The organism is Gluconobacter sp. Dm-73, from assembly GCF_018256215.1.
In the GTDB taxonomy this organism is placed as follows: domain Bacteria; phylum Pseudomonadota; class Alphaproteobacteria; order Acetobacterales; family Acetobacteraceae; genus Gluconobacter; species Gluconobacter cadivus.
This window is the reverse complement of the sequence record NZ_JAERLW010000008.1, coordinates 69,062-91,340: the sequence shown is the minus strand read 5'-3', so window position 1 is coordinate 91,340 and position 22,279 is coordinate 69,062. Positions and strand designations below refer to the sequence as shown.

Annotated in this window: 17 protein-coding genes; 7 read left to right on the top strand and 10 right to left on the bottom strand. The window is 57.6% G+C overall.

Annotated features, from left to right (window positions below):
- The first annotated feature begins 43 nt into the window (after positions 1 to 43).
- Genes JK176_RS10050 through JK176_RS10035 form a run of 4 tightly spaced genes read left to right on the top strand, consistent with a single transcriptional unit; the run spans position 44 to position 4,993 of the window.
- Positions 44 to 712: a sugar dehydrogenase complex small subunit gene (locus JK176_RS10050; RefSeq protein WP_349291923.1), complete on the top strand. Its 669-nt coding sequence runs from the start codon at positions 44 to 46 to the stop codon at positions 710 to 712.
- Positions 713 to 715: 3 nt separating this feature from the next.
- Entirely contained in the window at positions 716 to 2,374 is a 1,659-nt protein-coding gene (locus tag JK176_RS10045) for a GMC family oxidoreductase (protein ID WP_211587695.1), read from the top strand.
- Positions 2,371 to 3,801, top strand: coding sequence for a cytochrome c (locus JK176_RS10040; RefSeq protein ID WP_211587694.1), 1,431 nt, complete (start codon positions 2,371 to 2,373; stop codon positions 3,799 to 3,801). The genes JK176_RS10045 and JK176_RS10040 overlap by 4 nt, the downstream gene beginning before the upstream one ends.
- 43 nt (positions 3,802 to 3,844) lie before the next feature.
- Positions 3,845 to 4,993 carry a hypothetical protein gene (locus JK176_RS10035; RefSeq protein ID WP_211587693.1) on the top strand — a complete coding sequence of 383 codons (1,149 nt, stop codon included), beginning with the start codon at positions 3,845 to 3,847 and terminating at the stop codon, positions 4,991 to 4,993.
- A gap of 289 nt (positions 4,994 to 5,282) precedes the next feature.
- Here the strand turns inward: JK176_RS10035 and JK176_RS10030 are convergent, their stop codons facing one another.
- Both JK176_RS10030 and tmpT read right to left on the bottom strand, forming a co-directional pair.
- Positions 5,283 to 8,468: a TonB-dependent receptor domain-containing protein gene (locus JK176_RS10030; protein WP_249194416.1), complete on the bottom strand. Its 3,186-nt coding sequence runs from the start codon at positions 8,466 to 8,468 to the stop codon at positions 5,283 to 5,285.
- Between the two features lie 326 nt (positions 8,469 to 8,794).
- Positions 8,795 to 9,457: a thiopurine S-methyltransferase gene (tmpT, locus tag JK176_RS10025; RefSeq protein WP_211587754.1), complete on the bottom strand. Its 663-nt coding sequence runs from the start codon at positions 9,455 to 9,457 to the stop codon at positions 8,795 to 8,797.
- 97 nt (positions 9,458 to 9,554) lie between these two features.
- Here tmpT and JK176_RS10020 point away from each other — a divergent pair, with 97 nt between their 5' ends.
- Positions 9,555 to 10,874, top strand: a complete 1,320-nt coding sequence (locus JK176_RS10020; RefSeq protein ID WP_211587691.1) for an ATP-dependent RecD-like DNA helicase — start codon at positions 9,555 to 9,557, stop codon at positions 10,872 to 10,874.
- On the opposite strand, the gene JK176_RS10015 is transcribed toward JK176_RS10020, so the two are convergent.
- Positions 10,849 to 11,796 carry a bile acid:sodium symporter family protein gene (locus JK176_RS10015; protein WP_211587690.1) on the bottom strand — a complete coding sequence of 316 codons (948 nt, stop codon included), beginning with the start codon at positions 11,794 to 11,796 and terminating at the stop codon, positions 10,849 to 10,851. The two genes, JK176_RS10020 and JK176_RS10015, sit on opposite strands and share 26 nt — an antisense overlap.
- A gap of 228 nt (positions 11,797 to 12,024) precedes the next feature.
- Between JK176_RS10015 and JK176_RS10010 the strand changes: the two genes are divergently transcribed.
- Positions 12,025 to 13,197, top strand: a complete 1,173-nt coding sequence (locus JK176_RS10010) for a diguanylate cyclase (RefSeq protein ID WP_211587689.1) — start codon at positions 12,025 to 12,027, stop codon at positions 13,195 to 13,197.
- A 350-nt stretch (positions 13,198 to 13,547) separates the two neighbouring features.
- On the opposite strand, the gene JK176_RS10005 is transcribed toward JK176_RS10010, so the two are convergent.
- From JK176_RS10005 to JK176_RS09995, 3 genes are read right to left on the bottom strand one after another with little or no spacing between them, the layout of a single operon-like run.
- Positions 13,548 to 15,014 (bottom strand): PepSY domain-containing protein, encoded by a 1,467-nt coding sequence (locus JK176_RS10005; RefSeq protein ID WP_211587688.1) that lies wholly within the window; start codon positions 15,012 to 15,014, stop codon positions 13,548 to 13,550.
- Complete coding sequence (locus JK176_RS10000) at positions 15,014 to 15,331, bottom strand: hypothetical protein (protein WP_249194415.1); 318 nt, start codon at positions 15,329 to 15,331, stop codon at positions 15,014 to 15,016. Before JK176_RS10000 ends, JK176_RS10005 begins: the two co-directional genes overlap by 1 nt.
- Entirely contained in the window at positions 15,331 to 17,625 is a 2,295-nt protein-coding gene (locus JK176_RS09995) for a TonB-dependent siderophore receptor (RefSeq protein ID WP_249194414.1), read from the bottom strand. Before JK176_RS09995 ends, JK176_RS10000 begins: the two co-directional genes overlap by 1 nt.
- Positions 17,626 to 18,026: 401 nt before the next feature.
- Here JK176_RS09995 and JK176_RS09990 point away from each other — a divergent pair, with 401 nt between their 5' ends.
- A complete protein-coding gene (locus JK176_RS09990) occupies positions 18,027 to 19,211 on the top strand; it encodes an MFS transporter (protein ID WP_211587750.1) in 1,185 nt (394 codons plus the stop codon).
- Positions 19,212 to 19,221: 10 nt separating this feature from the next.
- Here JK176_RS09990 and thiD read toward each other — a convergent pair whose 3' ends face one another.
- The 4 genes from thiD to JK176_RS09970 are packed head-to-tail and all read right to left on the bottom strand — an operon-like array spanning position 19,222 to position 22,278.
- A complete protein-coding gene (gene thiD, locus JK176_RS09985) occupies positions 19,222 to 19,953 on the bottom strand; it encodes a bifunctional hydroxymethylpyrimidine kinase/phosphomethylpyrimidine kinase (RefSeq protein WP_211587687.1) in 732 nt (243 codons plus the stop codon).
- Positions 19,950 to 20,912, bottom strand: a complete 963-nt coding sequence (locus JK176_RS09980; protein ID WP_249194412.1) for a HesA/MoeB/ThiF family protein — start codon at positions 20,910 to 20,912, stop codon at positions 19,950 to 19,952. The genes thiD and JK176_RS09980 overlap by 4 nt, the downstream gene beginning before the upstream one ends.
- The gene (locus tag JK176_RS09975; RefSeq protein WP_211587748.1) at positions 20,909 to 21,520 is read right to left on the bottom strand and encodes a thiamine phosphate synthase; all 612 of its coding nucleotides are present in this window, start codon (positions 21,518 to 21,520) and stop codon (positions 20,909 to 20,911) included. The genes JK176_RS09980 and JK176_RS09975 overlap by 4 nt, the downstream gene beginning before the upstream one ends.
- A complete protein-coding gene (locus JK176_RS09970; RefSeq protein WP_211587685.1) occupies positions 21,520 to 22,278 on the bottom strand; it encodes a thiazole synthase in 759 nt (252 codons plus the stop codon). Before JK176_RS09970 ends, JK176_RS09975 begins: the two co-directional genes overlap by 1 nt.
- Between the last annotated feature and the right edge of the window lies 1 nt (position 22,279).

Genomic DNA, 22,279 nt, shown 5'->3' with positions numbered 1-22,279 from the left:
CAGTCGTATCTCTCCCGGAACATGGTGGACAAGGAACTGTGCCGTGAAGAAAGTCAGCCCCAAGCCCGCGCCTTCCGAAACCCCGCTTCTAGGACGCCGTTCGCTCCTGCTCGGCACCATCATGGGCAGCGTCTCAGTGGCAATCGGCAATTCCGTCCTCGGCCGCGCCAATGCGCTTGCAGCCCCCCCGCTCGATGAGACATTTCTGGGTGTCTCAAGGGCGATTACCGGAAGACCGGATCTCGATCCGGTCCTGAGCAGCCGCCTCTGCGCTGCCATGCAGACCACATTTCCGGGTTATGCCAGCACGATCGAGTCCCTCGCCAGAATTACGGCACAGGGCGGCCAGCCACATGAAATTCTGGATCGATCTGGTGACTTGAAGAAGGCTTTTCTGGCACTCAATGCTGCCTGGTACACAGGCTCTACTGAAGACAAGACCAACGCACCAATGGTCGCTTACTACGACGCCCTCATGTACCAGCCCACCAAAGACGGTCTGCCGGTACCAACCTACTGTTTCGGCCGTCCCGGATGGTGGACAGAGGCTCCGCCGCCTCTCGGTATTCCAATCCATGCACCGCTCCCTGCGACGCCCCCGCCTCCGGCGCCTCCAGGCGTGGAAAGCAAGATCCCACCCCAGTCGCCTCCTCTCAAACCCATTACGCCGTCCTCTCCCCCCTACATTCCCAAATCCCGTCAGGAGCACTAAACCATGGCCAAACCGGATTTTACATCATCTGGAGACGTCTCGGCGGATGTCGTTGTCGTCGGGTCCGGAGTGGTCGGCGGGCTGGTGGCAAACGAACTGGCTGCTGCCGGTCATTCCGTCGTGATTCTGGAAGCGGGACTTCGTCTCAAGCGTGCCGAATATGTGGAAAACTGGCGCAATATGTCCTTCCACAACCGGCTTCATTCGGATTTTCAGGGTCTCTATCCTCAGTCCCCCATGGCTCAGGCGCCGCTCTATTTTCCGCCCAACGATTATGTTGGATTATCCGGTCCCAATGGGTCTGCCTTCAAACAGGGCTATCTTCGTACTGTAGGCGGAACGACATGGCACTGGGCCGCATCGTGCTGGCGACACCTACCTTCCGATTTCGAAATGAAATCGCGCTACGGCGTCGGACGCGACTGGGCCATATCGTACGATGACCTTGAGCCTTTTTATTGTCGGGCAGAGGAGGAAATGGGCGTCTCAGGCCCTCATGACAAAGCTCTCCAGTCTCCTCAGGAACGCAGCCGTCCCTACCCCAGAGACATGATCCCCTTCGGTTACGGAGACCGCCGGGTTGCCGAAATCGTCAATCCCCATGGTTTTCATCTGGTTCCCATTCCGCAGGGCCGAAGCATGGAGCCTTTCGGAGAACGCCCGGCCTGCTGCGGCAACAATAACTGCCAGCCCATTTGCCCGATCGGGGCGATGTATAACGGTATCCAGCATATCGAAAAAGCCGAGGCCAAAGGGGCCGTCACCATTGCGGAAGCCGTAGTCTATCGCATCGATACCGACGAAAATAACCGTGTAACGGCGGTACATTGGTACGACGCCCATCGACAGTCTCATAAGGCGACCGGAAAGACTTTCGTTCTCGCATGTAACGGGATAGAAACGCCCCGTCTGCTTCTGCTGGCCGCCAATGCCCGCAACCCGAACGGAATTGCCAATTCTTCCGATCAGGTTGGTCGCAACATGATGGACCATTCCGGCGTGCACGCCTCTTTTCTGGCCAACGAACCCCTTTGGTTCGGACGTGGACCAGCGCAAAGCAGTTGCATCGTCGGCCCGCGGGATGGAGATTTCCGCCGGGATTATTCAGCCAACAAGATGATCCTGAACAATATCAGCCGTGTTGCACCTGCAACAGAACAGGCCCTCAAGCTGGGACTGGTCGGAAAAGAGCTCGATGACGAAATCCGCCGCCGTGCCGCCTGTGGTGTTGACCTCTCCATCAGCCTCGAACCCCTGCCCGATCCGGAAAACCGCCTGACCCTGAGCAAAACCCGCACAGACCCGCTGGGTCTCGCATGCCCGGACATTCACTACGATGTGGGCGATTATGTCCGTAAAGGACTGAATGCCGTCACCACACAGGTAAAGGAAATTACCGGCCTGATGGGAGGAACTGAACTCCGCATTACGACGGACTATAACGCCAACAACCACATCATGGGCGGCACGATTATGGGTCGGGACCCCAAAGACTCTGTTGTCGATGGCGATTGCAGGGCCCACGATCACGCCAATCTGTGGATTCCGGGAGGCGGCGCAATGCCGTCCGCCAGTGTCGTCAACACTACACTCAGCATGGCAGCGCTTGGACTGAAAGCGGCTGATTCCATCAAGGCCGCTTTCGCACGGGGGCAGGCATGAAACAGAAATACCTTAGAAAACCGCCACTTTCAGGGTTTGCTGCTTTCGCCGTCGCCACTGTTATCGGCTTCTGCACAGGCGCTTATGCCCAGAGCAGCGGACCCGACACGAACGTTACCCAACGCGGGCACTATCTGGCGATCGCGGCCGACTGTGCAGCCTGCCACACCGCACCCGGCTCAACGCAGCCTTTTGCTGGCGGATACGGCATCGCGTCCCCGCTTGGATCGATCTATTCGACCAACATCACGCCCTCCAAAGAGCACGGCATCGGAAACTACACTGAAAAAGAATTTGCCCACGCTTTAAGAGAAGGCATCCGGCGCGACGGAGCCCATCTCTATCCGGCAATGCCTTACACATCTTATACCAAGCTGACAGATGATGACGTGCATGCCCTGTACGTCTACTTTATGTCGGCAGTAAAGCCGGTTGAGAGCACTCCACAGAAAACCGCCCTCCCCTTCCCTTACAATATCCGGGCATCCATGGGGATCTGGAACACTCTTTTCCTGGATGACACACGGTTCAAACCAGATCCGTCCAAATCCGCAGAAATCAATCGCGGGCAGTATCTGTCCTATGCTCTCGCCCATTGCGACACCTGTCATACCCCCCGCAATGCAATGATGGCGGAGAAAGGCGGCAGCCCTCTTGCTGGTGCTTCACTGTCCTCATGGTATGCCCCCAATATTACTTCAGATCCCGTCAGCGGCATAGGCGGCTGGAGTAACGAGGACCTGTTCCGATATCTCAAAACCGGCGACGTCCCCGGCAAGGCCCAGGCAGGGGGCCCCATGGCCGAGGCCATTGAACACAGCTTTCAGTCTCTGGACGACGCCGACATCCGCGCGATGGTCGCCTACATCAAACAGGTTCCAGCCATCTCGGACAGTAAGGACAAAGCGCCTCGGGAAAGCTACGGAAAGGCCTCCGGACGTGAGGCCGTCTATCGTGCTCTGCCTGCCAACCGGCTCAGTCGGGGTGAATATCTCTTTTCAGGAGAATGTGCGGCCTGTCACCGTCCGACCGGTCAGGGTAGTCCAGATGGATACTATCCGCAGCTTTTCCACAATACGGCCGTGGGTGCCCCTATCGCCGACAACCTGATCACCACCATTCTCATGGGTGTGCGCAGGGAAGTGAACGGTCATACGACCTACATGCCGGGATTTGGACCGGGATCGTATGTTGATACCCTCTCCGATCAGGATATCGCGGATATCAGCAATTACGTTGAACAGAATTTTGGCAATCCGAACGTCAAAGTCAGCCCTGATGATGTGAAGCTCATCCGATCCGGCGGCCCCAAACCTCTTATTGCACAACTCGGTGCTTTCACCGTTCCGGCGATGATTGTGGCAGTCGTGCTTCTCACACTCGCCATTTTCTTCTTCATCCGACTTTCCCGAAAAACGAAGGCCTGAGGCCTTGCGAGCTTTCGTTCCACGTCTTCAGGAGCTTCCAGAAATGCAAAGATTGTGCCTGCTTTCCTGTGCCGCGCTTCTTGCGTTCGCATCCCCCCTGCATGCCCAGACGGTCGTCTCGGCTAATGATGCCCATTCCATTCTTCAGAATGGTGTGCAGGTCCTCCCCCACCCCCTCACACCGGACTCACTTTCCTTTCTTGAAAAAACATCGGACGGCATCTGGAAAGTCCGGACCAGCATCGATGTGCCTAGCAGCGTTGTCGGACCACCAACCGCTGTTACCTTCAGCCCGGACGGTAAAATCCTGGTCGTCTCCGCTGCATCCAAGGCTGATACGACAAGCGGCAAAATCGTTCCGGATGACGAAATCACGGTGATTGATGTCTCCAGTCCACAACCCAAAATCATCCAGCACATCGCGTCTGCACCCGGCGCAACAACCCTGCGCTTTACGCCGGATGGACATCACCTCCTCGTCGCCAATGGAAAATCCGGCGTTCTGACATGGTTCTCACTCGACGGGCGAAACCTCAGCCACCGACGCGTCATTCCCCTGCCTGTCTCCGGATTTCCAGGGGGATTGGCCATTCTCCCGGACGGAAAGCGCGCCCTTGTCAGTTTATGGCAGGCGGACAAGGTTTATACCCTTCATATTAAAGAAGATCAGATCACCGTCGATCCACATCCTTTAAACATCGCGCCAGGCCCCTGGAATATCCGGATCACCCGGAACGGTCGTTACGCTATCATGGGAATTCTGGGCCATGGCGAAGGTTTACCAGGCGCCCTTTCCGTTCTGGACCTGAAGAGCAATCCGATCCGTGAAATTCAGAGAGTTCCTGTTCCCAATGCGCCGGAAGGACTGGATATCTCACCGGACGGGCAGTATGTCGCCGTCGTTTCGCAGAACGGCTCCGCCCTGCCCCCCTCGTCGCCGCGCTATCATGATCGGGGTATCGTGACGGTTCTCTCATTCCAAGACGGACATCTGGCTCCCCTTGCCCAAGCACCGGGAACCTTATGGCCACAAGGGCTGACCTTTTCGCCTGATGGTCATGCCATTCTGGTTCAGGGTGTTATGGATCGCAGCCTCCTGACCCTGAACTGGAATGGGACTCAACTCAGCAAGGCAGGTGAAACGCCCCTTCCGGGTGGAGGCGCCGACCTCGAAAAGACATCGGCATGGTAAAAGCCGGATAAAATCTTTTGGTTGGGTGTTCCTTTTTGCTGCTCTTCGCGCGGAGCAGAAAGGCCTGTCCTCCCTAATATTCAGGGCCAGCTTTGAGTCCCCTGAGTGTCTGGGCAAACCACACACCCGTAAAAGACTGGTGGAAAGGCAGGCAGCGCTACGTTCGAGATTTGTCGCCGCGACATACCTGTCCGGCAGGTAACGGGCCCGTCGCAGGACTGAGGCTCGGTCTGGAGCGATTACGAAACGGGTTCCGCGTATATCCGCGAAACCCGAAACCAACTGAAGGTCAGAAATGAACCCCGGCCTGCAACTCGAATGCACGCCCGAGAATGACATCGTAATACCGTGCCAGACCCACTGTACCAACGTCTTTTGGCAAGGCATCAAACACATTGTTCATCATGAAATTCACATTGAAATTCTTGGTGATTTTATACCCGATCGTCGTATTGAAGTAGAAGAAATCCGGACGATTATTATCCGTTTCCGCATACTCTCCTGCCGTGACGTTGAACTTGGACGGACCATAATAAATGGTCTGCCACTGAATAAATAGCGGACCACGAATATAGTTCAAATTGGCCGTAAATGAATCCTTCGGAGAACTGGTGCTTCCTACTTCTGGGTAGGTTGTTCCCAGGAAAGTCTGGGTATTTTTGACATAATGATTGTAGTTTACACTAAGATCAAATGCTCCCCAGTTCTCAAACTGTCTGCCAAAACGCCGGAGCGGAAGATAGTATTTCAAAGAAGCCTCCAGCGCCTGCATGTGCTGGTTGGCGATATTCACAAACCCTTCCTCATAGCCTGTGACCTGATGGGTATTCGGATCGCGCGTGAACATATCGCAATAGGCATTGGGAAATGATTTTGAGTCGTAACAAGAACTCATAATATCACTGATCCCCAGATCCATGATTTCATTGCTGATTTTTACATCAACGAAGGATGCATCAAGCTGAAGTCCTGGTACGAAATGTGGGGTAAAATGGAAGGATCCCGTATAGCTGTGGGAAACTTCGTTTTTCAGACGTGCATTGCCACCATCAGATCCATATATCCCGTAGTTGACGATATCTGACACAAAACCCGACGGAATACCCTGCTTCGCGCAATTCGCTGCGCGAATAGCTGGATTAGGACCAGACGCAATATCTTCAGCCGCACAGGGATCACTCGCCATGCTGTTTACGCGACTTTTGGGAGAGAACAGCTCCGTGACGGATGGATTACGGACTGACTGGGCATAATTTCCGCTAAATCCAAAATCTCTCGTCGGCCACCAGCTTCCCCCGAACATATAGGTCCAGTAACTGCCGGTCATAGTGTTGTAGATATACCGTCCATTCGCCGTTGCTGAAATATTATAGGCTCCGGGAACATGCATTGCCGGAGACACAATAGGAACGTCCAGCTCTCCAAAAACTTCATGCGTTCCGTAAGCGCCATAAGTATTGGGAACGGGAATTTCATCACCATACTGACGAACATTTCCATCCGCCAAGGTCTCGCCATTCAGAATGGACCCCGCATTGAAATCATAGGATTCCCGGCGATGTTCATAACCCAGATCCCAGCGAACATCACCTGCAGGCAACCGCATGACCGTACTGTGCATTTCCGCCTGAATGTCAAACTGGGTATTCTTGTTCTTGGGATTGACCACCGATGTAATATAATTAAGCGCCGCTGGAGTTTCCTGCCCCCGCCCGAAGACATTCAGTGGCGCACAGGTTTCACTACGGGTTTTGGCCGTCGAATTGATGTAACCCGGCGCACAGCCAATCGTCCCATCAGGCAGCGTCACTGCATCCAGAGCATTAATGAGGTTGTTTGTATCAACCATCAGGGTGTGCGTATTGCTCAGATATGCGCTATATTCCCCTTTCACGCTCCAGTCGAAATGGCGACCAACCGCATTGAAATCGCCATTCAGACCGCCCTGAAAACGATACATCTGGTTGGTTGTGGTAAAAGCGCCTTCTCCGAAATCCTGATTGGCACGGGTGAGATAAAACGTGTCCGTGGGTTGGCCGGAGGCTTTCAGGGCATTCATGATGGTTGAACGCTCTGCTGATGTAAGAAATGGGTTTGACGTGCTCAGCACCAGATTGCCGTTAACGTAACTTTCTGGCGACGAATCGAAATTTGCTCGCGTCAGGGGAGAGCCCTCAAAGGTGGCAGAGTAATAAAGCCCTTGGTTCACCGAACTTTTAGCCTCTCCCCTTTGATACCAACCCTGCCATGTGGCATGTAAATGGTCGGTAAAATCGTAATGACCCAGCGTCGTCAGGTTCAGGGATTGCTGGGGGGTATAGAGCTGATCGTAATCTTCAAAAGAAAGACCATTACCACCCGCTGTATAGTAATTACTCCGCGTTACTGTTCCCGTCAGCGGTACCAGAGATTTTCCATCCTGGCTAAACTGCAGAACTCCCCCACCTGCCGCTGCAATACCACCCGAAGCCACACCAAAAGTTGAAGGATTGAGGTTCCCGTTGACCAAGGGAATACCGGTAGCACTCAACTGACTAAAACGCTCATTGCGAGTCAGAACATAATAGTATGGAGAATCGCTGGTCTTGGCTGGCCAGAGATATGTTTCTGCCCCACTCCCAATAGTGTTGCGGCGATCATTGTAAACCAGTCCATCGGCGTTCCGATATTCGACATCGAATACGATACCACCTTTATCGTGGTCAAAGCCGGTCCCGTATTTCAGATAGATTTTTTCTTTTCCACCATCCAGCTGTTGCGTCCAATCCCCCTGCGCATTGAAATCTACACCCTTGAAATGATCATCCAACTGATAATTCACAACGCCTGCCACAGCATCAGCGCCATAAGCCGCACCAGCGCCGCCATAACGCGTATCAATTTTCTTCACGAGGGACGTAGGAATGGTGCCAACATCGACCTGCGAGCCACTGCCAGCGCCATAAAGCGAAGCGGTCGCCCCTCCAACCATGCGCATGCCATCGATCAGCGTCAGGGTCCGCTGGTCTCCCAGCGCAAGAAGTCCGGTGAAGGTCTGTCCCGCGCCCCAAGATCCCTGACTACCGACCGGACTGTTGGAGGGGACAGAAAAAGCCGGATTTTCACGCAGAAGAGCCATGCCAAGGTTGGAATACCCGCGGGCGCGCAACTGCGCCGCATCCAGCGTGCTTCCTGCCGTCACCTCATTAAGGCGCGTCTGCGAAAGACGTGTGCCCGTGACTGTAATGTCTTCACTATGCTCATTCAGAGTACCAGACGACGCTTGTAAAACTGTAGTGGATTTCTGACGCAGACCGTTTGTCGCGACGGCAGGAGAAGTCGAGAGGCCAGATGTTGGAGCGGCAGTCGTATCATGAGCGGTTGTTGCCTTCCGGACTACCTTCTTTTTATGCTTGGCAGCCTTAACTGCTCCGTGACGCGGGGAATCTGAAGTCGCGGCATAGGTATTCTCAATATTCCAGCCAGAAACCGTCATTGCGGCTCCAATCAACAGTACCGCTTTCAGTTTTGGTTTGGATGGAAGGCCCGTACACATGTCCATAAACTCCCCAATGCGCCACGGTGGCTGCAGGCAAAGCTTTGCCCAGGAATGAGTCCACCTCGCTTTATTTCGGTATCATTCCAAGTTTTAGGGTGTCTATTTCCAAAATGTTTTGACACATTAACCTTCGGTACATAGTGTTCGGGACCAAGCGAACGGCAGCAGTGCCTTACAGTAAGTCATTTTATGATCTTTACGCGTGCACAACCTCCGTTTCGATATCGCGCCGGTTATATTTCGGCTTCGACATGGGCGTGTTTTCAGTTATCAGCCCGTACCAGACTAAACTGCCAGACACTTTCGGAAGCCGGGCAGCGTCCTTTCAGGCCGCCTGCAACGTCCCGAATTTGCAAGCACCTGATTTCGTACACCTTGCCGTAAGCCGCGCGTACAAAGTCCTCGTCAACGGAAAACGGCGGTCCCTTCAGACAGGGCTGATCATAAGTCAGCGTTACAAGCAGTTCGGGCACAGGACCGGTCAGGGCCAGAAGATGGGCGACATAAGCCCGCCGCAGATCTTCCGGAAGGGCAATCAGCGCAGCACGATCATAAATACCTTCCACCGGGCCAAGAAGATCCGGCGTCAGATCAAAAATATTGCCTGTAAAAATACAAATGTCTGAGGCCGAAAAACACCGCAGCGTCCCAACCTGCACGACATCAGGCGTAACACCGAGATCGCTGAAAAACCGCTCCACCGCTATCTCGCTGAGTTCACATCCGATCACCCGATACCCCTGCCCGGCCAGCCAGACCATGTCCTGACTCATCCCGCACAGAGGCACGAAAATCCGCGCACCGACCGGCAGATCCAGCGCACCGAAATGGCGGGTCAGAAACGGATTGGCATGCGCTTCATGAAAGCCCGTCTCCCCACGTTCCCATTTTTCCTGCCAGAAAACGGCATTCGACGCTGCATCCATCACTCCGGCGATCCTCCTGTTCAACTTGGCCGATCCTGTGCTTTCTTCTCTCGATGAAGCAATGGCCTCTCCTTAGAAAATATGAGAAAAGCCCCTCATGGTCATGCTCACCCCCTCCCAGCGGCAGGCGCTCGATGAAATCATTGCTGCCCACGCCGCAGGACTGCCCACGCACCTGCTGACGGGATATGCGGGCAGCGGCAAAACGACGTTGATGCAGGCCGTCGCCCGGCATTTCATAGGCGAGAAAAAAGTCGTAGTCATCACGGCTCCGACCCACAAAGCCACGGCCGTCCTGCGCTCCAAAGTAGACCGGGACGTCGACTGCCGCACGATCCAGAGCCTGCTGAGCCTTCAGCCCTCTTCGCAGGGCACGACCACAACGCTCGTCCGCTCCAAGCGACCGCAGACGATCGCCGATGGCATCGTGATCGTCGATGAATGTTCGATGCTCTCTGCGGAGTTGATGAACTGGATCCGCGATCTGCTGCGTTACTGCTTCGTGCTGTTCGTAGGCGACCCGGCCCAGCTTCCGCCCGTCGGGGAAGCCGCTTCCCCCTCGTTTTCCGTGCCCTCCCGCTCCCATCTCGACACCGTCGTCCGACAGGCAGCGGACAATCCGATCCTCGAAGCCGCGACCCTCATCCGCCAAAGCCAAGGCGGTGAAGCCGACTGGAGTTGGGTCCGCGATGCCCGTCAGGAACAGACCGGCCTGTTCCTACCTAAGGATGTGGAAAGCTGGGTCCGCAAGGCGTTTCTGTCCGACGCGTTCGACGAAGATAACGACTGGTGCCGCTATCTGTGCTGGACGAACGCGCGGGTGCATCAGATCAACCGGATGGTCCGGCTCTGGCGCTATGGCGGCGAAACACCCACCCCCTTCATGCCCGGCGAACGCGTGGTATCCCGCGCACCGTTTTCCATCCAGCAGGAAGAAAGCGGCCCGCGTCAGGCCATTGCCACGAACGAGGAAGTCCTCGTCATGGACATCAAGCCCGGTCGGCTGTCCTACAAGTTCGAACTGTGCAAGGACGTTCCGGCATGGGTGGCCGATCTGGCGTCATGGGAAGTCACGCTGCTGACGATGGCGGGCGAGGAAATTACCGGCCATATCGTGCAGAACCCGAAGGATCTGGAGGCCGTGGACCGGCGTCTGGTGCAGGAAGCGAAGCAGCAGCACCGCCGCTGGAGCCACCGTTTCGCCTTTCAGAATGCCCTGCTCCAACTTCAGGCAATCTACGCCATGACCGTCCATACCGCGCAGGGCAGCACGTTCAAAAACGTGTTTGTGGACCTCGGCGATATCGGCCGCCGCGCCCGCCAGAACCCGCTGGAGACGCAGCAGCTCTGCTATGTAGCGGTCACACGCGCGACGGACATGGTGTTTCTTGTCAACACGGCGGGTCTTTCCGCTTGATGGGCCGCGACGCCCAGAGCGACGCCAGCATAGACCCCGAAACGTTGTGCCAGACGGAGAACACCGCGCCCGGCAGTGCAGCCAGCGGGGAGAAATAAAGCCGCCCCAGTGTCGCGGCGAGCCCGGAATTCTGCATCCCAACTTCCAGCGCCAGCGTCCGGCAGACACTCTCGTCAAAACCGAGCAACCGGCCGCCCCAATAGCCACCCAGAAGCCCGATCCCGTTATGCAGGATAACGGCCAGCAGCATGATCGGACCAGCTTCTTTCAAGGACGGCCCCACCCCCGCGACAATCGCCCCGATGATGAGCAGGATCGACACCATGGCCACCAGCGGCAACGCAGGCTCGACCCGGCGCACCTCGCGATGCCAGAACGTGTTGAGCACAACACCCGCCAGAACGGGCAGCGCCACCATGGTTACGATGCTGCGAAACAGCGCCCAGCTATCCACCGCCACCCCTGCCGAGACATAGAACCGCACCAGAAGGGGCGTCGCCACGATCCCGACGAGCGTTGAAAATGCGCTGATGCTGACCGAAAGCGCCACATCCCCGCGCGACAGATAGATCATGACATTGGACGCCGTGCCACTCGACACGCACCCAACCAGGACCATGCCTGTCATCAGTGCAGGCGACAGCCCCAGCAGATGCGCGATCCCCCACGCCGCAAGCGGCATGACAAGATAATGCAGCCCCACACCCGCCAGAACCGGCGCAGGCCGACGCAGGATACGCCCGAAATCAGCCGGTGTGAGCGACACGCCCATCGTGAACATAACAAACGCCAGAAGCGGTGTGATGGCGGGAACGAGCGTCAGGAAAACTCCGGGCAGAAGGAGTGCAAGCCCGGACACCACAATAGCCCAGAGCGGGAAAAGACGCATCACCACCGCAACCGGACCATTTCGCAAAAACATTCTTCAGGTGGCATTCGATCCCTCATGACAAAGAGGACAAAAAAAAGTCCTTATGCCGGGAGATGGCGATTGCGTCACCCGCCCATAAGAAAGACCCAGCCTGAAAAATGCCATTAACCTCAAGGTAAGGTCGAGCTGTCTTTATTGTTTTTGTGAGGAATCGAAGTCTGTCCATCAGCGTTTTCGGGAGTGGCCTGTGCGGCCTGTTCAATAACCCATGCAGTATCCATGACACCTGATCCGCCCACTCTGCTTGGGTACAGCACGGTTATTTTCCTGCTTCTGGGCGTCCATTTCATCCTGTCAGAATTTTCCGGCAGACGATGGTCCCGCATGGCGTGGTACGCGGCTCCCTTCTTTCTGGGCGCGATCTCCGGCCTGTTCTCCACTGTCCAGAGCATTCTGCCGGGACAGTGGGGACTCCGGATGAGTTCACTGTTCATGATCATGGCCTACGGAGCCGCGTGGCAGGCCATGCGAATCATCCTTGGCTATCGCACCCGGGTTCTGCCGGTTCTGCTGGCCTGTATCGTCTTCTTTGTTCTGTCAGCCCTCTCGGGGCGGACAGGCCTGTTCCACATCCTCAGTACGGCCTGTCGTCTGGCCGCGCTTGCAATGCTCCACATTCTGGGACTTCGGAATCTGCGGAACGCAGACCAGATCAAAACCCCGGCACGGCGCAACCTGCAAAGACTTCTGACCCTCTATGCAGGGTTTTATCTTTTACTGGTGGCACTCGTACTGTGGATGCCAGCTCCTCTTGGAGCCGCTCCAGCAACCATCTGGGCCGTGGCAACCTATAATTTCCTGACGGTTATCGAAGTAACGCTGTTCGCTCTGGGCATGATTGCAATCCCATGGGAGCAACTCGCCTTCCAGCAGAAAGAATTGATCCTTCAGGACCCTCTGTCAGGCGGCGGCAATCGCCGGGCCTTTCAGGAGTGGCTGGAAAATGACGGAAAAAACTGCGCCCATGAAGCGATTCTCATGGTCGATATCGATCATTTCAAAAACATCAATGACCTCCATGGCCACGCAATCGGGGATCAAATCATCATTACCATGGGCCGTGTCTGCAGGGATCTTCTTTACCCAACGACGAGCCTGTTCCGTATTGGCGGGGACGAATTCGTTATCGTTTTCCAGTGCGGGAGTGTCGACGAAATGCTCGCAACCGCCCAGCGCCTCCGCAATACGTTCTCAACCGAAACCCGTCTGATCGGAGAGGACGGTATCACGGCGACACTGAGCATTGGCGCTGCCCTCTGTCCGGGCACGGGGATCAGTCGAACAGATCTTCTAGCCCGGGCCGACAATGCTCTTTATGCCGCCAAACAGACGGGTCGTGATCGCGTGGTTCACTTTGCACAGGAAGAAGACAGTTCACTTCCGGGAATATAAGATCTTTTCAAGCCCTATCCCTGCAAACCCGGACCTTCACTCTTTTCCAAGCGTTTTTGCCCTGACGTTCGAAGTCGAGATCAGAAGTTCCCGGTATCGGGCCAGTCCGGACCAACCCAGCGCGACGAGTAACCCCGCGACTGAAAGTGTCGCAACCCAGACTGGAAGTGCTGTCGACGCACGCTCCGCAAAACACAGTGCAAGCGCCGCGAGAGGCAAGACAAACCGGAACCCTCCTGCCCTTTGCAGCCACGCAGGTTTCTGAAGCCGCGCATACCGCAGCATTTTCGGCTCATGGCAGGCCTGCAAAAGCAGAAACAGGCTCCATAGACACGTGCAGAGAACAATAGTCACAGGCGGCGCGCCATCTGGAGCGAGACGAGCGCTAGAAAGAACGCCACCAGATCCGTTGCGGCAAAAACCGTCGGGACATGAAAAAATGTAACCCCCGGTCGGGTCACGACGTCCAGCGGAGTCAGGAAAAGACCCAGCCCCGCCAGACAGAAAAGCTGGATTTTCCAGCCTTGAAACGGATGGCCCAGAAGGCTCCACACCATCCCCGAAACGGCACTGAGCACCCAAACGGCCAGAAAAACATGCCCTTCCGCAAGCGGACGGTCGTGGAAAGCGACAGGCAACAGACGATTGGCCCAGAAAAAAGCCATTGCCCCCATCGGCAAACCCACAACACTGCCGATGGCCAGACCCTCGGCAATCCGGAACATGAGCCGCTCCCCTGACTGACGACGGCGTTTCATCAGAAAAATGATAGAGCCGCTCGCGAACATGACGGCCCCCATGGCACCCGAAATGAAATACAGCCAGCGCATGCCCACCCCCGTCCAGCGGGCATAATGCAGCCCTTTCAGAACCTGCTCCGTATGGGTGATGGCGCCGGGCAGCAGCACATGACGCAGAACATGACCGTCCACCGGGCTGAAATCGACATGCTCGCGTGTCAGTAACGGACCGGACGCATCGGTTCGGGATATGAGGATATTCTGCGGCTGGAACAGGATATATCCGGTCTGGCCCGCCCCAATCGTACGCTCGGCCTCCGCCACGAGGGGAGCTAGCGGGGGGAAGGTTGAAGGGATTGAAACAGCCGGTTTCTCGGATGTGTGGTGCGTGGATGGCGCAGAGGCCCGGAAAGCGTTTTCAACGGATGCGAGATAGGACACGGGCGGAAAAAGCGTCCGCGCACGAATGAAAGTGCCGCTATAGGCCATCAGAAGAATGAACGGCAGAAACACAACAGCCGCCACCACATGCACGTCCAGCCATGCCCGCAATCTGGCGGCAAAAGGCCGCAGAAGCATCAGATCGGAGATAAGCCCCTTCAGATGGATGATGATGCCCGAGCCGATTGTCAGCAGAAGCGCCAGACCTGCAAACGCAACAACCGTTTCTCCGTAAACGCCCGAACGCATCGTGTAATGCAGATCGTAAAAGAACGTTCCCCCCGCTGTCGCACGGACATTCAGACGCTCTCCAGTTTGTGGATTATATGGAACGGTCAGAAATTCATGCCCGTCATGATGCTCCAGACGCAGATAGGGGTCCCGTGCGGAAGGCAGGGTTATGAACGGCTTTTCACCCTGCGCCAGCAGGTCGTGCACGGCCGGGAGCACATGGTCCAGAGATTGCGGAGAAAACGCCTCTGTCTGCGGCGGGGCTTCGGGCTGGAGCCAGCGCGTCAGTTCGGTGTCGAATACGGCAAGGCAGCCCGAGGCAAAAACGCAGAACAACAGGAGCCCTGCGACAAAACCGACCCAGGCGTGCAGCCATCCCATCCGGGTACGAAGCGTATCCTGCATCACGAATGCAACAAAACGGCCAGAAGGGCCACAACGCCGACCGCTCCGGCAATGATCCCGCCACGCAACGGACTGCGTGTTCCGAAAGCGAGCAGAAACAGCAGCGGAAACGCAGCGACCGCAATCATCTGCCCCAGAACCGTCGCGTCATGCCGCACAGGAGGCCCCCATTTCAGGGCGCCCAGCGTGATGAAATGCGCCGCCATCCAGACCAGCGCAAACACGCACACCGCACGCCAGATCCACCGGCGCGCAGGTGATGACACGATGGCCCCGGAACGACGGGAGCGTGCGGTTGAGGGAGCTTCGGAAGACATCAGAAATTCGAGCGCAGGGTAAACATGAAGTTCCGGGGCTCACCGTAATAGTTGTAATAATAGAAATTGCCGAGCCGCTGATAATAGCGCGTATTGGAGATGTTGTTGAGGTTCATGGTCAACGCCAGATAGCGGTTCCACTGGTATCCGACCTGTGCCGAGGCGGTGATGTAGCCGGACTGCGTGACAAGGCGATTGGTGCCGAACGTCCCGCTCTGCGCATTGATGCCGCCCCCGATGCTCCAGATGTTTTTCTGTGCGCCCCGATAGGGTTCGAACCGATAATGCATCCAGAGTTTCCACAGATGACGCGGCGAATTTCCTGCATAGGCAAGACCTGCATTCGAGGGCGTACCGTTATCAATGATCCGGTTGTCATTATAGGTGTAACTGGCATTGATGTCCCATCCCGGTAGAGGACGGCCAATCACTTCGGCTTCCGCCCCCTGGCTGCGCGTTCTGCCTGCCGCGACGTAACAGGTAGCGGTATGGCTCGGGCCACAGGTCGGGTCCAGATCGCTGTTGGCAATCGCATCGTTCCGCTGCACGATCTTGTATCCCGCCATCGTGAAGCTCAGCATCTGGTTGAACAGCGCACCTTTCATGCCGCCTTCAAGCTGCCCGCCACGCACCGGCTGAAGCTGGCGTCCGTCCACGCCATAGGCAGACTGGGGGCTGAACGTATCGGTATAGCTGGCATAGAATGTGATGTGCGGCAGGACGTGATAGACCAGCGCGGCATAGGGCGTCAGGATACCCTGCTGGTCGATGGACGTGCTGGTCACGGCACCCGGCACCAGATCGCGCGATTTCTGCACATATCCGCTGATGCGCCCGCCCAGCGTCAGGAAAATGCTCGGCATGAGCTGAAAACGCCCCTGCCCGTACACACCCCACTGTTCGGTCGGCTGCCAGCTCCGGCTTTTGATGGAGGGGAGAATGGCGCCTGAAATTGCGCCATAATCGCTGATTGGCAGACCGGCCAGAGCGGCGTTCGTGCGGGAATTCACACTCGCGCCGCCGCCTTCGTAGACATAGCGGTTATAATTCGCGCCAATCATGAGCGTATGCGTCCGGTTCAGCAGATGCAGCGGTCCGGTCAGATACCCGTCCACACCATCATTGGTTTCGCTGTAAATGGAGCGGGCCGCCACATAATTCGCTGTCTGCGCCTTGGCGTTATAGGCGTTGATATAGCTGTATTGCAGATCGGTATCGGCTGTCCTGTGCCGCCCTGTGACACGCCCGACCCAGCCCGCACCAAAGCGCCGTTCGAGCTGCGCCATGACTTCGGTCGTCGGCACCTGCCCCTTGTTCCAGTCCGAGCCGATGAACGTATTGCGCGGCAGATTGAGGTCCGCCCCCGTCCCGCTCATGCGCGGCAGGCCCATATAGCGGGTCGTGTCATTGGACTGCGACGTGACGGAAACGGTCAGGGTAGTACGCCGATCGATATGAACGTCCGTCACACCGTAGATCGTCCAGCGGCGGTCATAGGCGTTTTTATAGAAGAAATCGCGATCGGTCCCGGCCATGACCAGACGGGCGGACACGATTTTCGAGTTCCCGATCGGTCCACCCACATCGACGCTGGCGTGATAGTTTTCCCATGATCCGGCGCTGAAAGAGGCATTGCCCTGAAATGTTTCGGTCGGGCGTTTATGCACGAAATTGACGCTGCCCCCCGGTGCGCTCGAACCCTGCAACACACCATCCGGGCCACGCAGGACCTCGATCCGATCATAGATCGCAAGGTCGAACTGCTGGGCAAGCTGAAGACCACCTGTCGCGGGTGATCCATCATACTGGGCCGCGAGTTGGAAACCACGGGACGAAAACCCTGCCGTACCATCGCCGTACAGATTGACGTTGACGCCCGCGACCTGTTTGAGCGCGTTGTCGACCGTGAAAAGATTCTGATCCTTCATCTGCTGCGTACTCAGAACAGAAATCGATTGTGGTACATCTTCGGGCCGCAACAACATGCGCGTCGTGGACACCGCACGCACGGTATAAGTCCCGGTGCCGTCCGTGGTAGCGGTTGCACGATGTCCATGGACCAGAAGCTGCTCGACACTGCCGGGGACATCTGGCTCTGCCGTTACGACAGAAGACGGTTTTTTCTTCGTGGAGACCTTCTTCTGCTCCTGTCCCGCCGCAGAGAGATCCACGAGCGCTGCCTGAGCCACAGCCTCCTCCCAGCCACTGGACAGCAACGCGAGAGCATACAGGGTTTTTCTGAACCCCGTTCCCGGACGGGAACGTGAAGCCGGATTATTCCCTGTCTGCATCATACGCGCTTTCGAATGGTCGTTTCTCGGTGCCTCCTACAGAAGGACTAACGCAAATCTATATGAGAATAGTTCTTATTAACAGAGCGCTATTCCGCTTTTGTTGGCAAAAAAGCCTTTACGAAAACATACGAAACACTTTCGACGCCTGATACGGGGGCCCGGTACAGGAATAACCTTCCAGAAAGCTTCTGGAGATGATCCATCGAATCCAGAATATCATGCCGGGAAAACGAAACCGGACATCTTCATAAATCCCTGACAAAACGGGCCATGCGGGCCATTCCGCCCCCCTTAAAACGATCATTGCATCACCCTGCATTTTTGGGTTTCCGTGATGCGATCAAAGTGCCAAAAGCCCTCGCATTCGGGACGCTCAGGTCACCGTTCCAGTCAGGAATTGCATCGTGTTCAAAACGCTCTCCGGCCCGGCCATTGCGGGTCTCTGCGCTCTGTTCGCATCGACCTTCATTGCGGTGACAACCGAAGTCGCACCGGTTGGCCTGCTGATCGACATGGCCAAGTCTTTCAACATCACCGAAGGTCACGCCGGACTGGCCGTGAGCGCCTATGCCCTGCTCGTCGCATTCGGGGCCGTCCCCATCACGATCGCCACGAGCCGTATGGATCGCAAGATGCTCATGGTGCTCTGCCTCGTCGGGTATGTCGTCTCCAACCTGATTTCCGCGATGGCGCCCAGCTTCGGCATTCTCTGCATCGGCCGGGCTCTGGGTGGCCTGTCCCACGCGCTGCTGATGTCCATTGCCGCCGCCTATACCGCCCACCTCGTGCCCGAACGCATGACGGGACGCGCCATTTCGTTTGTTTTCGGCGGGACATCTCTGGGTTCGGTTCTGGGCGTTCCGGGAGCCGCCGCAATCAGCCAGTTCACAAGCTGGCGTATAGCCCTTTACGTCATCGCAGCCCTCGCCGCGATGCTGACGATCTTCATCGCGCTCTATCTTCCGCCCGTCCGCGGAGCCGATACCAAAGCGCTCAAGGTTCCCACCATCCGCTCACCCCATGCCGCGCGGATTTTTGGCATCGTGATCGGCGTGAACGCCATTTTCTTCTTCGCGCATAACCTGCTCTACACTTACGTCTCTCCGCTGCTTCTGGCGCATGGACTGCCCGTGCATCTGCTGAGTATCGCGCTGCTCCTCACTGGGCTTGTCAGCATTTCCGGTCTGTGGGCGGCAGGGCAGGTCGTGGACCGCTGGCCTGCGGGCGGTCTGTTCGGCGGCGGCATCGCCATGCTGACCGGCATGATTTTGGTCTACGGGCATCTGCTGTCGGCATGGCCAAGCGTTGCCGCCGTCGGGCTGTGGTGCATGGGCTATGCCGCCATCATTCCCTTCGTCATGTCCGGCGCTATCCGGGCCCGCGCAACCAGTGCGGATGTTGCAGGCGCGGCCGTCAACAGCAGCAGCAACATGGGCATCCTGCTGGGCTCGGCGATTGGCGGCCATCTTCTCAATACACTGGGATTTGCGGTGCTCTGCCCCGCCTCCGTCGTGATCGCACTGGACGGCATCCTGCTCGCAGCGTTCAACCCGGCTGCCTTCCCACGCAAACTCCAGCACGACTGACACATTTTTTTCAGGCGTTACGGAAACGCTCTTCAATTCCGAAACGCGCAGCCCGGATGGCCTCGGGCAGATCTTGTCCCATGGCCAGTCCCGCCGCCAGACCACTGGCAAGCTGACAGCCTGTTCCCCTCAACTCGAATGAAAAACGGGGGGAACAGAAAACTACGGGAGGAGAGCCTGTTTCATACAGGACATCCTCAGAAACCGAAGACGGCAGATCATGGCCACCCTTGAGCAGAACGCTCCGACAGCCCCGAGACAGCAGCGCGTTGACGATTTCCTCGCGTTCCACCGCCGCAGCCATCCCCAGTGTAGCAGCCAGCGCCGCAAGTTCCGGCAGGTTAGGAGTGAGAATAGTGGTTCGGGGCAGAAGCAGGGCGATCAGGGCCTGCACACCCTCCGGGTCCAGAAGGGCATGACCGGAACTTGAACAGAGCACCGGGTCCAACACCACCGGAACATCTGGCAAAAGCGCTGCGACGACACGGATCAGAGGCGCATTGAACAGGGCACCGATCTTGACGGCCCCGATCCCCGCCTCCAGCGCCGCTTCAATCTGAACGGCCAGAAGCGATGGAGCGACAGGCTCCACCGCCAGAACGCGACGATCGGTCTGTGCCGTGACGGCGGTGACGGCAAGACGTGCGGTCTGTCCAGACGCCTGCACGGCGAGCAGATCCCGTGCAAGGCCAGCGCCCCCGCTGGAATCCATCCCACCGATCAGAAGAACAGGGAGCGTCATCGTCCCGTCGTTGCAATAAACGCAGGCACACCAGCCTGTGCGGAAAAGCGTTTGGCGGCCCGCCACGCCCGCAGACCACTCGCACAGACAAAGACGGTCCTGCCCGTCCCCTTCGCCAGCGTTTCCGGGTGCTCGATCGGCCCGCGAACGGCCCAGGACACGGAGGGCGGTCCCTGTTCCTCCAGCCCCCGCAGATCGAAAACGCGGTCGTCCGCGCGGATCTCTTCGAGCCCGAGAATGAAGGGACCCTCATTTTCGGCAGAAACCGCAGTATCGAACCGGAAAGACGAACTTCTCCAGCGTTTCAGATCCAGCGTCATGATCTGCCCCAGCGGAGAAGGCTGCGTTTCAAGCAGAACGGACAGCACCATTTGCGCCTGTATGGCCCCGAGCGCCGCAACAGCAGGCCCCATCACACCGGCTTCCGCACAATTCGGCAGAATGGCGGGCAGATCCGGGAAAACAGCCCGGTAATCCGGGGCCGTGCCGCAGAACCCGCCCGCATATCCCGACCGTCCAAGCACCGAAGCACTCACGAGGGGCAGGCCCGCTTCAACACACAGATCGGACAGCAGATAGGTGACGGCCACACTGTCCGCCGCATCCACGACAACGGACACATCCGTCAGAAGACGCCGGGCCAGTGTCGGCTCCAGACGCTCCGCCACAGGTACGATCTGACTGTCCGGGTTCAGGTCCGACAGCCGCTCCGCCACGCAGGCGGCCTTGAAGCGGCCGATATCGTCCATGCGAAAGAGCGTCTGGCGATGCAGGTTGCTCTCATCCACACGGTCATGATCGACCACCGTGATCCGCCCGCATCCAGCACCGACAAGCGCGGGCAGAACAGTCGCGCCCAGACCACCTGCGCCCACGACCAGAACATGGGCTTCCAAAAGGCGCTTCTGATCCGCCGCACCCTGCGGGAAAAGCCCGGTCTGTCGCGAATAACGGCTCATTGCCTGTGGGCCTGCGTCGCGGCCACCCATTCCCGACAGCGCGCCACCGGAACTTCCGCCTGCTGGATGTCCGTCACAACCGCAGCACTGTCCGCCCCCGCCGCGAAAACCCCTTCCAAACGCTCCGGCGTGAGGCCGCCGATGGCGACCAGTGGCGTGTCCCCAGCGCGGGTTTTCCAGTCCCGGACGCGCTCAAGCCCCTGCGGCCCCCACTTCATTTTCTTCAGAAGTGTCGGATAGACGGGGCCAAGTGCGACATAGGCCGGTTTGAAAGACAGAGCGCGTTCAAGCTCCGCCGGATCATGAGTGGACAGTCCGAACCGGATGCCCGCACGCCGCAGAGCGTCAAAATCGGCGGTTTCCATGTCTTCTTGCCCGAGATGGACGAAATCGCATCCCAGTTCCAGCGCCAGACGCCAGTAATCGTTGATGACAAGCTGCGCGCCATGAATGGCGCAGAGTGCCCGCGCATGACGGATCTGACGTCGGAGCTCTGCGTCCGGCTTGTCCTTCAGCCGAAGCTGAACCAGACGCACACCACAGGGCAGCAGCGTTTCAAGGAGCGAAACGTCCCCCACCAGAAGATAAAACGGATCAAGCACTGTCATCACGCCAGCTCCGCCAGACCGAAAACCGGAGTTGAAGCGCAGGCCATGTCCCGTCTAGGCATCAGCCCTGCCTCGAACGCGTCCCGCCCCGCCTGAATGGCGCGACCGAACGCCCGCGCCATGGCCGCCGGGTCCACCGCCTTGGCCACCGCCGTATTGAGCAAGATGGCGTCCAGACCCATCTCCATGGCCTGTGCCGCCTGACTTGGCGCACCAATTCCCGCATCCACAACCAGCGGAACACCGGTGAAATGCGCCCGCATGGTCCGCAGACCTTCAGGATTGCGCAGCCCCTGCCCCGATCCGATCGGCGCGCCCCACGGCATCAGCACCTTGCATCCGGCTTCCAGAAGTTTTTCCCCCACGATCAGGTCTTCGGTTGTGTAGGGAAACACCTCAAACCCCTCCGCACACAGCACACGTGCGGCTTCGACGAGTGCGAACGGGTCCGGCTGGAGTGTGTCGGCATGGCCGATGACTTCCAGCTTGATCCACGATGTTCCAAACACTTCGCGCGCCATGCGGGCCGTGGTGACGGCCTCGCGGGCCGTATGACACCCTGCCGTATTGGGCAGCAGGCGGCAGCGGCTTTCGGACAGGATGTTCCGGAACGCCGCACCCGCAGCCCCCTCCCGCCGCAGCGAGACCGTGATGATCTCCGCGCCAGATGCCTCGATCGCCTCCAGCAACACCGCGGGCGACGGATACTGGGCCGTCCCGAGCATCAGCCGCGACGTTAGATCAACGCCATAAAGCATG

What these genes read in the sequence shown, in the direction of transcription:
- JK176_RS10015 (WP_211587690.1), bottom strand. Translation starts at nt 11,796, where the DNA reads ATGTTTTTGCGAAATGGTCCGGTTGCGGTGGTGATGCGTCTTTTCCCG.
- JK176_RS09970 (WP_211587685.1), bottom strand. Translation starts at nt 22,278, where the DNA reads ATGCTTTATGGCGTTGATCTAACGTCGCGGCTGATGCTCGGGACGGCC.
- JK176_RS10010 (WP_211587689.1), top strand. Translation starts at nt 12,025, where the DNA reads ATGACACCTGATCCGCCCACTCTGCTTGGGTACAGCACGGTTATTTTC.
- tmpT (WP_211587754.1), bottom strand. Translation starts at nt 9,457, where the DNA reads ATGGATGCAGCGTCGAATGCCGTTTTCTGGCAGGAAAAATGGGAACGT.
- JK176_RS10030 (WP_249194416.1), bottom strand. Translation starts at nt 8,468, where the DNA reads ATGACGGTTTCTGGCTGGAATATTGAGAATACCTATGCCGCGACTTCA.
- JK176_RS10040 (WP_211587694.1), top strand. Translation starts at nt 2,371, where the DNA reads ATGAAACAGAAATACCTTAGAAAACCGCCACTTTCAGGGTTTGCTGCT.
- JK176_RS10000 (WP_249194415.1), bottom strand. Translation starts at nt 15,331, where the DNA reads ATGTCTTCCGAAGCTCCCTCAACCGCACGCTCCCGTCGTTCCGGGGCC.
- JK176_RS10005 (WP_211587688.1), bottom strand. Translation starts at nt 15,014, where the DNA reads ATGCAGGATACGCTTCGTACCCGGATGGGATGGCTGCACGCCTGGGTC.
- JK176_RS09995 (WP_249194414.1), bottom strand. Translation starts at nt 17,625, where the DNA reads ATGATGCAGACAGGGAATAATCCGGCTTCACGTTCCCGTCCGGGAACG.
- JK176_RS09980 (WP_249194412.1), bottom strand. Translation starts at nt 20,912, where the DNA reads ATGAGCCGTTATTCGCGACAGACCGGGCTTTTCCCGCAGGGTGCGGCG.
- JK176_RS09975 (WP_211587748.1), bottom strand. Translation starts at nt 21,520, where the DNA reads ATGACAGTGCTTGATCCGTTTTATCTTCTGGTGGGGGACGTTTCGCTC.
- JK176_RS10045 (WP_211587695.1), top strand. Translation starts at nt 716, where the DNA reads ATGGCCAAACCGGATTTTACATCATCTGGAGACGTCTCGGCGGATGTC.
- JK176_RS10020 (WP_211587691.1), top strand. Translation starts at nt 9,555, where the DNA reads ATGGTCATGCTCACCCCCTCCCAGCGGCAGGCGCTCGATGAAATCATT.
- thiD (WP_211587687.1), bottom strand. Translation starts at nt 19,953, where the DNA reads ATGACGCTCCCTGTTCTTCTGATCGGTGGGATGGATTCCAGCGGGGGC.
- JK176_RS10035 (WP_211587693.1), top strand. Translation starts at nt 3,845, where the DNA reads ATGCAAAGATTGTGCCTGCTTTCCTGTGCCGCGCTTCTTGCGTTCGCA.